Annotated in this window: 15 protein-coding genes; 8 read left to right on the top strand and 7 right to left on the bottom strand. The window is 75.7% G+C overall.

The genetic code is table 11. The annotated features are described in order from the left end of the window. Window positions 1–24 precede the first annotated feature (24 nt). From BLU95_RS03470 to BLU95_RS03460, 3 genes are all read right to left on the bottom strand, one after another. Window positions 25–546 (bottom strand): hypothetical protein, encoded by a 522-nt coding sequence (locus BLU95_RS03470; RefSeq protein ID WP_173861998.1) that lies wholly within the window; start codon window positions 544–546, stop codon window positions 25–27. Between the two features lie 130 nt (window positions 547–676). Then, window positions 677–1645: a DUF8832 domain-containing protein gene (locus tag BLU95_RS03465; RefSeq protein WP_093858629.1), complete on the bottom strand. Its 969-nt coding sequence runs from the start codon at window positions 1643–1645 to the stop codon at window positions 677–679. Between the two features lie 153 nt (window positions 1646–1798). Next, entirely contained in the window at window positions 1799–2434 is a 636-nt protein-coding gene (locus tag BLU95_RS03460) for an HD domain-containing protein (RefSeq protein WP_093858628.1), read from the bottom strand. 70 nt (window positions 2435–2504) lie between these two features. Here BLU95_RS03460 and BLU95_RS03455 point away from each other — a divergent pair, with 70 nt between their 5' ends. From BLU95_RS03455 to BLU95_RS03435, 5 genes are all read left to right on the top strand, one after another. Continuing rightward, entirely contained in the window at window positions 2505–3452 is a 948-nt protein-coding gene (locus BLU95_RS03455; RefSeq protein ID WP_093858627.1) for a GlxA family transcriptional regulator, read from the top strand. 273 nt (window positions 3453–3725) lie between these two features. After that, on the top strand, window positions 3726–4229 hold the full coding sequence (locus BLU95_RS03450) for a hypothetical protein (RefSeq protein WP_093858626.1): 504 nt from the start codon (window positions 3726–3728) through the stop codon (window positions 4227–4229). A gap of 230 nt (window positions 4230–4459) precedes the next feature. Beyond that, window positions 4460–5146, top strand: coding sequence for a molybdopterin-dependent oxidoreductase (locus BLU95_RS03445; protein WP_107452464.1), 687 nt, complete (start codon window positions 4460–4462; stop codon window positions 5144–5146). Then, window positions 5136–6374 carry a Dyp-type peroxidase gene (locus tag BLU95_RS03440; protein WP_231978257.1) on the top strand — a complete coding sequence of 413 codons (1239 nt, stop codon included), beginning with the start codon at window positions 5136–5138 and terminating at the stop codon, window positions 6372–6374. The genes BLU95_RS03445 and BLU95_RS03440 overlap by 11 nt, the downstream gene beginning before the upstream one ends. A 234-nt stretch (window positions 6375–6608) precedes the next feature. Beyond that, window positions 6609–7277: a hypothetical protein gene (locus BLU95_RS03435; protein WP_093858624.1), complete on the top strand. Its 669-nt coding sequence runs from the start codon at window positions 6609–6611 to the stop codon at window positions 7275–7277. Between the two features lie 138 nt (window positions 7278–7415). On the opposite strand, the gene BLU95_RS43200 is transcribed toward BLU95_RS03435, so the two are convergent. Continuing rightward, entirely contained in the window at window positions 7416–8069 is a 654-nt protein-coding gene (locus BLU95_RS43200; RefSeq protein WP_093858623.1) for a hypothetical protein, read from the bottom strand. A 252-nt stretch (window positions 8070–8321) separates the two neighbouring features. Between BLU95_RS43200 and BLU95_RS03425 the strand changes: the two genes are divergently transcribed. Further along, on the top strand, window positions 8322–9269 hold the full coding sequence (locus tag BLU95_RS03425; protein WP_093864609.1) for a helix-turn-helix transcriptional regulator: 948 nt from the start codon (window positions 8322–8324) through the stop codon (window positions 9267–9269). A 47-nt stretch (window positions 9270–9316) separates the two neighbouring features. On the opposite strand, the gene BLU95_RS03420 is transcribed toward BLU95_RS03425, so the two are convergent. Beyond that, window positions 9317–9820, bottom strand: coding sequence for a metallophosphoesterase family protein (locus tag BLU95_RS03420; protein WP_093858622.1), 504 nt, complete (start codon window positions 9818–9820; stop codon window positions 9317–9319). Between the two features lie 142 nt (window positions 9821–9962). Between BLU95_RS03420 and BLU95_RS03415 the strand changes: the two genes are divergently transcribed. Beyond that, window positions 9963–10655, top strand: a complete 693-nt coding sequence (locus tag BLU95_RS03415; protein WP_231978255.1) for a GNAT family N-acetyltransferase — start codon at window positions 9963–9965, stop codon at window positions 10653–10655. A gap of 47 nt (window positions 10656–10702) precedes the next feature. On the opposite strand, the gene BLU95_RS03410 is transcribed toward BLU95_RS03415, so the two are convergent. Beyond that, window positions 10703–10996 (bottom strand): hypothetical protein, encoded by a 294-nt coding sequence (locus BLU95_RS03410; protein ID WP_093858620.1) that lies wholly within the window; start codon window positions 10994–10996, stop codon window positions 10703–10705. 162 nt (window positions 10997–11158) lie between these two features. On the opposite strand from BLU95_RS03410, the gene BLU95_RS03405 reads away from it, so the two are divergent. Further along, window positions 11159–11758: a phosphoribosylanthranilate isomerase gene (locus tag BLU95_RS03405; protein ID WP_093858619.1), complete on the top strand. Its 600-nt coding sequence runs from the start codon at window positions 11159–11161 to the stop codon at window positions 11756–11758. Between the two features lie 97 nt (window positions 11759–11855). Here the strand turns inward: BLU95_RS03405 and BLU95_RS03400 are convergent, their stop codons facing one another. Continuing rightward, window positions 11856–13871, bottom strand: coding sequence for an ABC transporter ATP-binding protein (locus BLU95_RS03400; RefSeq protein ID WP_093858618.1), 2016 nt, complete (start codon window positions 13869–13871; stop codon window positions 11856–11858). Window positions 13872–14122 lie beyond the last annotated feature (251 nt).

Below are 14122 nucleotides of genomic sequence, written 5' to 3'. Positions count from 1 at the left end.
TGGGCCGGGGGCGGCTGCCGGGCATCAGTCGAGGTCGACGGTGAGGACGTCGTCCTCGCGGGAGAGGTGTTCGATCGTGACGGACCCGGTGGCGGCGTCGTAGGCGCCGGTTCCCCCGGTGACCGCGAACAGGTGGGACCAGCGGCGCGGAGCGACCAGGACCTCGGTCAGGGCGGGCAGCGGCCGTGCGAAGGCGGTCGAGGCGGTGAGCATGCCGTCGGCGAGGAGCAGGACCAGCGAGGCGAGCACGAACGCCCCGTCCGGCCCCACGGTCACCGGGGTGCACTGCGCGCTCTCGGTGCCGGCCGGCTCGCCGTCCGCGTCCCGAAGCTCGTAGTGGACGAAGTAGGGCGTGCCGGGTACGAGCACGTCCGGGATGTCGGCGGCCGTGCGTTTCCCCGTGAGGACGAGCTGCCGCGCCGTCGGCCGGCCGCTGCCGGCCCGGGGGCCCGCGGCGCGGGCGGCCGCGGCCGGCGCGGTGGCGATCCCCGCTCCGGCCACCGCCAGTGAGGTGAGGCGGAGCGCGTTCCTGCGATCGATGGTCATACCGGGCTCCCGGGGTGCTCGCCGTTCGGTGGGCACGGGGTGTGCGCCACCGGTTGACGGATCACCGGGCGGAGCGGTCGGTCACCGCTCCGGTGACCGCATTCGCCGGAACGGCCGATCGGGGCCGCCGTCAGTCGACGTGCAGGGTGAGCGCGGCGGTGTGCAACTGCCCCGACGTCTGGAACTGGAGGAAGACCCGCCAGTTGCCCGGCTCGGGGAACAGGGCCTGGAAGGTCAGCTCGGGCCCGCCGTGGTCGCCGTCCACGGTGCCCGCCGGGTGGAGGTGGGCCATCGCGAGATCGCCCTCGTGGAAGGCGCTGAGGTGGGCGTAGGCGTCCAGGTAGGGCTGGAGGTCGCGGACCGGGCGGCCGTCCCGGCTGACGACGGCGGTCAGCCGGTGCGCCCCGGCCGCCGGGCGCGCGGTCAGCGCAACGGTGTAGCCGTCGGCGGTGGCGGTGGCGCCCGGTGCGGGCAGCGGCACCGGGGCGGCCTCGCCCGGCACCGTCACGGTCCGGCTGAGCACCAGTTCGGCGGCGTGCGGGCCGGTGTTCGGGACGAAGTCTGCGTACAGCCGCCAGTTGCCCGGGGCGAGGGCGGCGAGGCCGGCGGTCCAGGTGCCGTCCTCGGCCAGGTCCGGGTGGAGGTGCTGGAAGCCGGTGAGGTCGCTGCGGATCGCGTAGAAGTGCAGCCTCTTGGTCTGGTGGACGGCGAAGTCGGTGACGGGGGAGCCGTCCGGACCGGCGACGGTGAACCGGAGGTCCGTCGGCCGCCCGGTCGTCGGCCCGGGGTCCGCGAGGTCCAGTCGGTAGCCGTTGCGCTCGGCGGCGAGGCCTGCGGCCGCGAGGTCCGGGGAGTCACCCGACAGCCCTGCCGTCCCCGCCGGCCCTGCCGTCCCCGCCATGTCCGGCATCCCCGCCATGTCGGCCGGGCCGGGTGTCCCCGTGCCGGCGGCCGAGGGCGCCGGCGGGACGGTCAGCGCCATCCCGAGCACGAGCAGCACGGGCACGCAGGACGCGAGCAGCCAGCGGCGGGCGAGCGGATGCGCGAGTGGTCCGGTGAGGGACGGGCGGGCGGTCGGGCGGTCGGGCTGAGCGGTCATCGGCGGATCTCTCCCGGGGCGGGCACGGTTCGGCGGCTGTCGGGTCCGGAGCCAGGGGGCCGGACCCGGCACCCGACCAGGAGACCGCCGCGGGCGCGCGCGATAACCGAAATCTCCGCGCCCGCGACCTCCGTCGCGGCGGAGGAGTGCGCCCTACTCGCCCCAGGGGCAGGACGCGGCGGCGCGCTCCAGGGAGGTCACGCCGTCGGTGCGTCGTTCGCGGAGCAGCTCGCCGCCGAGGGAGTAGCGGGGTGCGGCGGCCTCGGACCGGGCGGCGCGTTCCACGATCGCGTCGACGAGGGTGCGGACCATGTCCAGACGGGGGTGGGCGGCGTGGATCCGTGGCGCCCAGGCGGCGACGAGGTCCGCGTTGCGCCCGAAGTCCGCGCCGACGCCCTCGCGGGTGAGGTGGCAGAGCAGGCCGCGGCGCTCGGCGATGCCGGGGGAGGTGTGCAGGGCGATCGCCTCCCACACCCGGTCGACGTCCTTCTCGGGGACGTCGTGGCGGCGCAGCAGTTCGGCCGCCAGGTCGGCGCCCTCCACCTCGAACCGGGCTTCCCCCTTGGCGAGTTCGCCGGCACCCAGGTCGTGCAGGACGGTCGCGGCGAACAGCAGGTCGCGGTCGTGGGCGGCGTCGTCCAGACAGCCCAGACGGGCGGCGAGGAGCTCGGCGAACAGGAAGCTGCGCACGCTGTGGTTGACCAGCGCGGGGCTCTCGGAGGCCCGCGCGGTGGCGAGCACGGCCTCGGCCAGCGGGCCGGTCGGCAGGTCGAGCGAGAAGGAGTCCATGTCCGCAGGTTATGGAGCCGGACCGGGCCGCCACAGTGGCACGGGTGCCGATCAGCGCTAGGATCGTGCCATGATCGAACCGCCGCCGGAGCCGCACCGGATCGCGGTGCTGACCCTGCCCGGGGTGATGCTGCTCGATCTCGGCATTCCGGTGCAGGTCTTCGGTTCGGACCCGCGCTACCGCGTCACCGTCTGTACCGATCCGTCGGCCGGACCGGTCCTGGGCGACGGGGTCGGCCTCGTCACCTCGGCCGGACTGGAGGCGCTGCGGGACGCCGACACCGTCGTCGTCCCGGGCTACCAGGACGCGGAGGCGCCGCTTCCCGGCACGGCGCTGGCGGCGCTCCGCTCGGCGAGCGCGCGCGGGGCGCGGCTGGTGTCGATCTGCACCGGGGCGTTCACCCTGGCGGCGGCCGGGCTGCTGGACGGCCGCCCCGCGACCACCCACTGGCGGGACGCCGCCGCGCTGCAGCGCCGCTACCCGCGGATCGACGTCCGGCCGAACCTGCTCTTCGTCGACGACGGCGACGTCCTCACCTCCGCCGGAGTCACCGCCGGGGTCGACCTCTGTCTGCACATCGTCCGGCGCGACCACGGGGCCGCCGCCGCCAACGCCCGCGCCCGGGCACTCGTCGCCCCGCCCCAACGCCCGGGCGGCCAGGCCCAGTTCGTCGAACGCCTCCGGCCGGACGCGCGCGGGGACGAACTCGCCGGGATCCGTGCCTGGATGCTCGGCAACCTCGCGCTGCGGCAGAGCGTCGACGATCTCGCCCGGCGCGCGCACATGTCCCGCCGGACGTTCATCCGCCGCTTCCAGCAGGAGACGGACAGCTCCCCGATGGCCTGGCTGACCGCCGCCCGCCTCGACCTGGCCCGCGAACTCCTGGAGACGACCCCGACCCCGGTCGAACAGGTCGCCCGCCTCAGCGGCCTGGGCAGTCCCGCGGCCTTCCGCGCGACCTTCCACCGCCACCTCGGCACCTCCCCGGCGGACTACCGGGCCACCTTCCGGTCATAACGCCCGACGGTGGGCCGGAGGAAACGGCCGGGTCGTATTCCGGATTTCGGAGGCCGGAAATCGGCGCAAATCCGCCGACGGGTCCGGCCGTTTTCTCCCGGTCCCGCCGAAGGGCGGATTCTCCGGTTGGCGGTGCTGTGCCCGGAGTGTCCGCGTGCCGCTCTTTGCCGAGACTTTCCGTAGCCAGGTCTGGACCATGCGTAATGGCGGTGGAAGAGTGGGCCGCGCCAACGGGGGGCACGAGCCGCCCCGACGACTTTCCAGGGGGAAATCATGCGAATCGGTACCCGTGCGCGCGCGGCCTCGGCGGCGGCCGTGATGGTCGTGGCCGGGCTCTCGTCCGTCATGGTCGGAGCCGGTTCCGCCCAGGCCGCGGCGGCGAGTTGTCCCGCCGGCGGCCAGGTGCTGGGCCCGATCCAGAACATCTCGGTGGGCTCGCAGACGATCGGTAAGTTCTATCTCGGCTGGGACTGCCGCGGTGCCTACACCGAGGTCAATCTGTGGAACACCAACTACGTCAACAACTGGAGCAACGGCCAGGTCACCGTGAAGTCCAGCTCGAACTACTCGGTGAACAGCAACCGGCCGGTCGCGAACGCCGGCACGTACTGGTTCGACGCCGGTTTCATTGCGGTGACCGGGGTTTCCAACACCCGCCTCTACAAGGGCAACTGGAACTTCACGGCCTACGGGCACTCGTGCTCCGGCGAGACGCCGACATGGAACTTCTCCAACGGCAGTTACAGCACCGCGGACATGTTCTCGCACTGCAGCTGACACCGTCCGGGCCGGGGGCGGCCCCGTTCCTCCGGGACGGGGCCGCCCCGCACGTGCGACCTGGGCGATCGTCCAGTCCGGACGGCTCCGGCCGGTGTGCCGCTCCAGTCGTTCCCGCCGGGCGGCGTTGGTGCAATACGGGGGTCGATCCGTCGAGGACACCGGCGGCTTGCGGGACTCGTCCCTCCTGGCGCCGGCGGCCGCGCACGTCCGGAAGGAACCCGAACCCCGTGATCCACCGCTCCGCCCGCGCCACACGTCCCGCCCGTCCCGCCCGCCGAGTCCTGCTCGGCCCGGCTCTCGTCCTCGCCCTGTGCGCCACCGGCTGCGCGGCCTCGCCGGGCACGCCGACGGGCACCGGCGCGCCCGCCGGAACGGTCACGAGCACGGGCACCGGCACGAGTACCGGCAGCGTCACGAGTACCGGCACCGGCGCCGCGTCGTCCGCCCCGGCCGTGCCGCTGAAGCCGGGCGCGGTGCGGGTCTCGGGAGAGGTGGACAAGCCCTACACCCTCACCCTGGCCGACCTGCGCAGAATGCCGCTGGCCTCCGTCACCGTCACCTACACCAGCGCGAAGGGACAGCAGACGCACAGCTTCGACGGCGTGCCGCTGCACACCGTGCTCAGCGCGGCCGCGCCCCGTTTCGACACGAGCAAGAAGAACGGCGCCCTGCGCGGCGTGGTGGCGGCGACCGGGGGCGGCGACTACCGCGCGGTGTTCGGCTGGGCCGAGCTCGACCCGGGGTTCGCCAAGTCGCAGGTGCTGGTGGCCGTCTCGCAGGACGGCGTACCCCTCGACGACAACGCCGGGCCGAGCCTGGTGGTCCCGCAGGACACCAAGGGCGGGCGCTACGTCTCCGAACTCGACCGGCTCTGGGTGGGCACCGTGGACCAGGTGGTCGACGGTGGCCGCTGAGTCCGGCGCCCGGCCGGTGGACGGCACCGCCGCGCGGGCGGTGGGGCGGCGGGCGCTGCTGGGGGCAGGAGGACTCGCGGCGCTCGCGGGCGGCGGGGCGCTGGTCCTGGCTCCGGGCGGCGGCGCCCCCGGCCCGCCGGCACCGGCGGTCCGGCCGGGCGACGGGAGTGCGGTTCCCTTCCACGGTCCCCACCAGGCAGGAATCCTGACGCCACGTCAGTCCCATGTCCGACTGACCGCCCTCGACCTGCTCCCGGGCGCCGACCGCCCTCGGACGGCCGACCTGCTGCGCGCCTGGAGCGCCGCCGCCGGGCGCCTGAGCAGGGGGCGGCCCGACCCGGGCGACGCCGCACCGGCCGGCGATCCCGCCTCGCTCACGGTCACCTTCGGCTTCGGGAGCACTCTGTTCGACCGGCTCGGCCTGACCGCCGACCGCCCCCCGGCGCTCGCACCGCTGCCCGCCTTCCCCGGGGACGAGCTGGACCCGGCCCGCGGCGGCGGGGACCTCTTCGTCCAGATCGCCGCCGACGACCCGCTCGTCGTGGTCCAGGCCCTGCGGACCGTCCGGCGACTGGCCCGCGGCACCGCCGGCACCCGGTGGCTGATGGCGGGCTTCACCGGCGGACCGGGCTCCGCGACCCCGCGCAACCTGATGGGCCAGCCCGACGGGACCGGGAACCCGGACCCGGCCGACCCGGCGCAGCGGTCCCGGATCCTCCTCTCCGGACCGGGCACGCCGGCCTGGCTCGTGGGCGGCTCGTACGCGGTCGTCCGGCGCATCCGGATGCTGCTGGACCACTGGGAGGGGCTCCCGCCGGAGCACCGGGAACAGGCCGTCGGCCGCCGGGTCGCGGACGGGGCCCCGCTCACCGGCGGCACCGAGCACACCCCGGCCGACCTCGACGCCGCCCGCCCCGACGGCGTGCCGGTGATCGCGGCCAACGCCCACATCCGGCTCGCGGCGCCCGCCTCCAACGGCGGTGCGACCATGCTGCGCCGCAGCTGGTCGTACTTCGACGGTCTGCGCCCGGACGGTGCCCCCGACGCCGGGACGCTCTTCGTCGCCTGGCAGAACGACCCCCGGAGCGCCTTCGTGCCCGTGCAACGACACCTCGCCCGGACCGACGCGCTGTCGCGGTACGTGGTGCACGAGTCGTCGGCCGTGTTCGCGGTGCCCGGCGGAGCGGAACCGGGGGACTGGGTGGGGCGGGCGCTGTTCGCACCCTGACCGTCCGGCGGCCCGTTCGGGTGGGGCCCCGGCCGAGGGACCGTCATTCGGGGCGGGACCGAAAGGGTGAAGGACGTCTTCGCAGGTCGTACCGGGTGTCGCGGCGCGGCGTGATGGCGTGTCACCGACCTCTCGGGGCGTACGGAGTTGCGCGGTCGGGCGGTCCGGGGCTCGGTGGAGATGTCAGACCCCACGGTCCGTGACCCGGACCTCGTCTCCGATCGGAGCCTTTCCATGCGCAGTGCCCAGACCCGTGTCGCCCGTCTCGCCGCCCTCGCCGTGCCCGCCGCCCTCGGGCTGACCCTGCTGACGGGCGCTCCCGGCATGGCCCGGCCCGCCGCCGCGCCCGGCCTCGACGCCGCGGCCCAGCAGGCCGGGGTCCTCGGCGCGCTCGCCGGGGTGACGCAGCCGGCCACCGAACTGGTCGCGCTGGCCGCGAAGTCGCCGGACGGCACGGTGCCGGAGGCGGACGCGACCCGGCTGCGGACCGCGGTCGGCGCGGCGATCGACAAGCTGCAGGCCGCGCTGCCCGCGGCCGCCCCGGCGGCCCCGGTCGCGGCCCCCGGGCTGCCCGTCACTCCGCCGGTCGGCGCCCCGGCCGAACCGCCCGCCGGGGTTCCGGCGGTCCGGGCGCAGGCCGCCCCCACCGACCTGGTGGCGACGGCCGCCGCGAACCTGAGGAAGTCGGTGGACCAGTTGGCGGCCCCGGCCGCCCCCGCCACGACCCCGGCCGTGGGCACCATCGTCCTCCCGGCGCCCGCCCCGGCCGCGGTGCCCGCGGCCCCGGCCGAGCAGGTCGTCAAGGACACCGTCAACCTGGTCGCCGCGACCGTGCTCGGCGGCACCGCCCTGCCCAAGCCGGATCTGGCGGGTCTGCCCGCGCTGCCGGGCGCGACGGGCTGAGCCGCGGCGCGCCCGACGGCCGGGCCGGTGACTGACCAACCGTCACTGTCCTTGAGGCGGAGGTCCGTCGGGCCCGCAGGCCCGGTCCTGGCTCCGCCCCGGCGCGCCCGCCGGGGCGGAGGCCGTGCACCCGGGTTGTCAGTCTCCGGACCGGAGCGCGCCCGCGCCGACGCGGACGGCCGTGCTGCTCGCCGTCGCACCGGAGCCCGCGGTGGTGCTGAAGCCCGCGGTGGCACCGGAGTCGGCCGTGGTGCTGGAGTCCGCGGTGGTGCTGGAGTCGGCCGTGGCAATGAAGCCCGCCGTGGTGCTGGCGTCCGCTGTGCCCTCGGCACCGGTCCCGCCGCCGGCGGCACGGGCGAGCGCGGTCTCCAGCCGGCGCACGGCCTCCTCGGCGTCGGCGAGTTCGGCGGGGGAGGGGACGACGGTGCCGAAGGACGACAGCCGGTCGGCGGGCAGCGCGCGCCAGCGCAGGACGGGGGAGAGCGCGGTGGCGGCCTGGGCCAGGTACCAGGCGAGCGGGCCGTGGATGCGGGCAAGGCCGATGGCGAGCACGGCGAGGGCCTCGCGCAGCCGCTCCAGCCGGTCGATGACCGGCAGCCGCTCCTGCGTTCCCGCCGCGCCGACGGCTTCCGCGAGTCCGCTCGCGGTCTTGCGGGCCAGCGCCGCGTCCTCCTCGGCCGGGTCCCACAGGCCCTCGCTCAGCTGGCGATCGGCCTCCGCGGTGAGGTGCGCGATCTGCGCGCACATACCCGCCTCGGCCGGCGGGGGGCGGTAGGTGGTGTGCGGGAGCATGTCGTACCTCTCGTCGGGAACGCGGGGGAGGGGAGGGTGGACCGCGGGGAGCGGGCGGACGCGGAGCAGGGGAGCCGTGCCCTCCCAACGGTGCGGTGCCGGCGGCTCCGTGCACAGCCCCGGGAACGAAGCTCCCCGAGCGGGCACGGCCCGGGAACGAACCGGCTCCCCCTGCCCATCGGGCGCGCGGTGCCCGTACGGTGGCACCCGGGTAGGCTCGGGGAGAGCACGGGACGACCGGTGGTGGTGCGGGTGGAGTTGTTGTCGTTCGAGAGCGCGAACGTGGGCGAGACGGAGGAGTTCCTGTCGTCCGCGTACACGCCGATGAAGATCGGCGGGCCCGTCCAGGACGCCCGGGTGCGGATCAGCCGCCGCGCTGCCGGTCAGGTGGCGATGGACCGGCTCGACTTCGGTTACACCATGGCCTACGACGCGGCCGACCTGGGCCGGGTGTGCCTGATCAGCATGCACGGCGGCACCCTCGCCGACCTCACCGACGGCCGCGAGGAGGTGTTCGGGCCCGGCGAGACCTTCCTCCTCGCCCCACCGGACCGGCCCTACCGGGGCGAGGTCCGGGCCGCCCGCTACACCATCGCCCTGTTCGACACCGCGTTGCTGGAGGCCGTCGCCCCCACCGGTCCCGGAGCGCGCCCGCCGCGGCTGACCGCGGGCCGGCCGGTCGACGGGGCCGCGAACCGCCGACTCGCGGCCACCATCGCCTACGTCCGTGACCACGTCCTCGACGATCCGGCGGCGTGCGAGAGCGAACTGCTGGTCGGCACCGCGGCCAGGCACCTGGCGGCCGTCACCCTCGCCGCCCTGCCCAACAGCACCCGCGACACCGGCCGCCCGGCCGACGGCGCCGACGCCACCCCCGGCACCGTGCGCCGGGCGGTCGCCTTCATCGAGGCCAACGCCGACCGGGACATCGGCCTCGCGCAGATCGCCGCCGCCGCGTACGTCACCCCGAGGGCCCTCCAGTACGCCTTCCGCCGCCATCTGGACACCACCCCGCTGGCCTTCCTGCGGCGGGTCCGGCTGGACGCCGCGCACCGCGAGCTGCTCGCCGCGGATCCCCGGAGCACCACGGTGACCGAGATCGCGATGCGCTGGGGCTTCGCCCACCCCGGACGCTTCGCCGCGCACTACCGCGACGCCTACCGGACCGCTCCGGGCAACACCCTGCACCTGCCCGCGTGAGCGTCCGCGGACGGCGGTGCGCCGTCCGCGCCGTCGGTGCCGTCGGCTCAGCGGCGGGGCGGCAGGCGGTGCAGCCGCACCTCGGTGAGCCGCCCGTCGTCCAGCCGGGCCGTGAGGTAGGTGGCGAAGGGCTGGCTGCGCCGGTCGGTCGGCGAGCCCGGGTTGAGCAGCCGCAGGCCGCCCGGCGCGAGGCTGTCCCAGGGGATGTGGCTGTGCCCGAAGACGAGCACATCGGTGTCGGGGAACCTCTCCTCGCACCGCCGCTCCCGGTCCCGGGCGGGGCCGGTCTCGTGCACCACCGCGAAGCGGAGGCCCTGGAGCCGGACCCGGGCGATCCCGGGCAGTTGCTCCCGGAGCGCCGCCCCGTCGTTGTTCCCGTGCACGGCGACCAGCCGCTCGGACCGGGACCGGAACAGGTCGAGGGTGGCGGTGTCGACCCAGTCCCCGGCGTGGAAGACGACGTCGGCCTCGTCGAGGGCGTCGAGCAGCGGCGCCGGCAGCGCCCGGGCGCGGGTCGGGAGATGGGTGTCGGAGGTCAGCAGGAGTCGCATCACGGTGGGAACGACCGGAGCGCGCCCGGGGCTCCGGGGTCGCCCCGGGAACCACCCGGTCGGCGTCCCGTGCCCGGTGGGCCCACCCGGCCCCCGAACCGGGTCCCTTGCCCCCGGCGGCGATCGGGGTGATCCTTCGCCCATGGAGATGCCGCCGCGAGTGATCGAGCTGGACGACCTGACCCTGCGCCGTTTCGACCCCGAGGGGGACCGTGCGGAGCTGTTCGAGGTCATCGACGCGGCGCGGGCGCACCTCAGACCGTGGATGACATGGGTCGACGAGCACGACCCGGACCGGACCGCCGAGTTCCTGGCGCGGCGCGAGGAGGCCTGGGAGGCGGGCCGGGACTTCACCTTCGCGGTGGTGCTGGGGGGAGCGATAGTCGGCGCCTGCCAGTTGTTCCGGCGGGAGGGCGGCCCGGGCGGGGTGATGGAGATCGGCTACTGGCTCCACCCGGCGGCCACCGGGCGCGGTGTGGCGACCCGGGCGGCGGGCGCCCTGGTCGCCGAGGCCTTCCGGTTCCCGGGGGTGGAGCAGGTCGAGATCTCCCACGACCCGGCCAATCGCGCGAGCGGCGCGGTCGCGGCGAGGCTGGGTTTCACCGAGGACCGCCGCCGCTCGGCCGGCACCGGGGAGGAGCTGGTCTGGCGGCTGGGCCGCAGGGAGCGTGCGGTCCAGGAGGGCGCGGTCCGGGCGGCCGTGGTCGGGTCAGGTGCGGTCGGGGCGGGCGCGGTTCAGTCGGGCATGGTGGAGGAGGGCATGGTTGAGGAGGGTGTGATCGAAGAGGTTGTGACCGAGGACAGGAAATCTTTCGGTTCTCACCCGCCGAAGTGACGGCGTCTCACCGGCGGGTGCAGAAGATCTTCCGGTGGGGTGGGGTGTCAGACGGCGGAACTGCTGGCCGGGTGGCGCTCGGCCCCGGCGCCCTCCTCATTGGTCCGGCACACACCGCAGGTGTGCCAGTCGGACCGGTCCAGGCCGGACCGGTGCGGGGCGAGGGTCATCTCGGAGGTGTCCAGCCCGCACAGGGTGCGGGGACCGCAGACGCCGGAGGCCTCCGCGGGCGCGGCGTGCGCGCGGCGCACCGGGCCCTCGGAGCCGGTCGGAGTGAGGCCGGGCCCCGGGACCCGGGCATCGGTCGGTGCGTCAGATTCCAGTACGACAACGGTGTCCATCCCCCCACCGTTCCCGTCGGGCCCCCGGGCCGCACCCGCACGTGGCATCCGGACCAACCGGCCGGACGACGGCCGCCGGACCCCCGGGGCCGGGGGTGCGGGCGCCGGTCCCGGCACCGGTACTACGCTGGCGGTGCCGTCCAGTAGGGAGTCCCCGGGAACATGTTCGTGAAGATCTGCGGTCTGAGCACCGCTGTGGATGTGGCCGCCGCCCTCGCGGCCGGTGCCGACGCGCTGGGCTTCGTGCTGACCGAGAGCCCGCGCCGGGTGGAGCCCAGGCTGGTGCGGGAGTTGGTGGCGGCGGTGCCCGAAGAGGTGCTGACGGTGGCGGTGTTCCGGGAGGAGCCGGCGGAGTACGTGCGCGCGGCGGTGCGCGCGGCCGGCGTCCGCGCGGTGCAGTTGCACGGAAACCACCCGGCGGGTGCTTTCGCGGAGCTGTCGGACCTGGGACTGCCGTTGGTCCGGGCCACCTCGGCGGCGAGCGCGGCCGGGGCGGACTGCGGGGACTTCGGTGAGGACCTGCTGCTGCTCGACGCGCCGGTGCCGGGTGCCGGGGAGCCGTGGGACTGGGCCGAGCTCGGCGCCCGGCCGCCGGCCGGGAAGTGGCTGCTGGCGGGCGGTCTCGGCCCGGCGAACGTCCGTGCCGCCATCGCGGCCGCGAACCCGTGGGGCGTGGACGTCTCCAGCGGGGTCGAGGTCCGGCGGGGGGTCAAGGACCCGGACCTGATCGCCGAGTTCCTCCGCGCCGCCAAGTCCCGCTGAACCCCGCGGGCCGGCCCCGCCACCGGGCGGGCCCGCCGGCGTGCGCGAGCGCCCGGGCCGGGGCGGCGGGTTCCGCCGCCCCGGCCCGGCCACGCCGTCATCCGGACTGCCCGGGCTCCTCGCTTACCCCGGGCTCCTCGCTCGCCCCGGCCTGCTGCGACTCCCCGGACGCCCTGGACTGCCCGGCCTTCCCGGACTGCCCGGCCTCCCCGGGTGCCCGGGTCCGCTGGGCCGGCAGGCCGGTGCGTTCGTTCTGCAGGTCCCACAACTCCCTGAACCGCCCGGCACCGTCGGCGACCAGCTCGGCGAAGGTGCCCTCCTGCAGCACCCGGCCGTTCTCCAGCACCACGATCCGGTCGGCGACGGCCACGTTGGTGAGGCGGTGGGTGACCAGGACGACCGCGCGCTCCCTGGCGACGGCCCGCAGGTTCTGGAAGATCCGGTGCTCGGCGCGCGGGTCGAGCGCGGCGGTCGGCTCGTCCAGGACGAGCAGCCCCGCCTCGCGGTGGAAGGCCCGCGCGATGGCCAGCCGCTGCCACTGCCCGCCGGACAGCTCCTCGCCGCCCATCCACTCCACCGCCAGCAGGGTGGACAGGCCCCGGCGGAGCTTGGCGACGACGTCGGAGGCCCCGGAGGCGTCGGCGGCCCGCAGCACCGCCGCGTCGCCCTCGGCCGTGGGCTGGCCCAGCGTGATGTTCTCGCGGCAGGTCATCGGCCAGCGCGCGTAGCCCTGCGGGACCACGGCGACCTGGCGCCACAGGGCGTGCGGGTCCAGTTCGCGGGTGTCGCGCCCGTCCCACCGCACCGCTCCGGCATCGGGCAGGTAGAGACCGGCCAGGAGCTTGGAGAGAGTGGTCTTGCCGGAGCCGTTCTCGCCGACCAGGGCGAGGATCTCCCCGCGCTCGACGTGCAGGCTCACCCCGTCCAGTGCCTTGCGGTCGGCGGCGGGGTAGCCGTAGCTGAGGTCCTCCACCGCGATCCGCCCCGGTGCCCCGGGTGTTCCGGTGCCGCGCTCGGGCCGGTGGCCGCCGGCGGTGTCGAGGAAGTTCGACCAGTCGTCCAGGTACATGCCGGTGCGGAACAGATCGGCGCCGTAGCCGACGATGCCGCGCAGGCTGGTGCCGACGGCGGCCAGCGCGAACACCGCGGCGCCGCCGCGCGGCAGGCTCATCCGGCCGGTGCTGACCAGCCACAGCATCGCCGCCCAGACCAGGGCCGTTCCGAGCCCGGTGGCCGCGGCGCCGACCACCGACACCCGGGCGCTGCGCCGCGCCGCCTGTCGCGAGCCGGCGTCGAGCCGCCGTCCGACCTCGTCGTACTTGCTGAGCAGGAACTCGCCCATGGTGTCGGAGCGGACCTGGTCGGCGTTGCCCTTGAGATGGATGTACCAGCGCAGGTTGGCCATGATCCGGCGGTCGGCGATCGCGGCCCGGTTGGCCAGGAACTGCACCCGGGCGGCGTGCACCGACGCGATCCCCTGGGGCAGCGCCGCCAGGACCAGCAGGGGGAGCAGCGCGGGGTGGAGCACCGTCAGCACGCCGGCCGCGCCGAGCAGGGAGGCGAGCGCGGCGAGCAGGTTCTGCGCCTCGCCGACGATGTCCACGCAGACCTCGGCGCCCCGGTCGGCGGCCTCCAGCTCGTCGTTGTAGCCGGCGTGGTCGTAGGCGGTCAGCTCGGCCGCGACGGTGGCGCGCAGCACCGAGGCCTCCGCCTCCCGGGAGATGCGCGGCGACAGGTGGATGGTGATGGACTGGACGGTGATGCCCAGCAGGGACCGGGCACCGGCGGCGGCCGCGATCACGAGGATCGACGGTGCGGCGTGGGCGAGTTTGGTGCCGACCTGGCCGGGGCCGAACAGGGCGGAGATCGTCCCGGTGGTCGCGAACAGGCCGGCCGCGCCGAGGACGGCGGACACCGCCTGGCAGGTGAGGAGCAGGGCGACGGAGGCGCGGTCGATGCGCCAGCCGAGGCGGAAGGCGCGGACGACGAGCGCGGGCAGCCGGCGGGCCATCGCGCTGACGCTGATCGCCTCGATCGCCTCGACGCGGCGCCCGTCGGCGAGCCACTGCAGTTCTTCGTCGGAGGTCCCGGCCGGGGCCGTCGTGGCGCTCAAGCGTTCGCCCCCGTCCGCGGTGCGCGGGCGGCGGACGGCGCGGTGACGGCCGGCGGGACGGGCTGGACGGGCTGGACGGGCGGAGGAGTCGGGGGCAGGGCCGGCGGGACGGTCGGGGGAGCGGGGACGAGCGGGAGGTGGATCGCCGGGGTGGGGTGACAGGCCACGGGGCCTCCAGTCGCGGAGCGGTGCGCGGACGGGCGGGAGTACCTGGTCCGGCCATGGCGGAGCAGCACAACTCGTCTGCCAGA

It is taken from the genome of Streptomyces sp. TLI_053, assembly GCF_900105395.1.
Classification (GTDB): domain Bacteria; phylum Actinomycetota; class Actinomycetes; order Streptomycetales; family Streptomycetaceae; genus Kitasatospora.
This window is presented reverse-complemented; position numbering and strand designations above follow the sequence as displayed.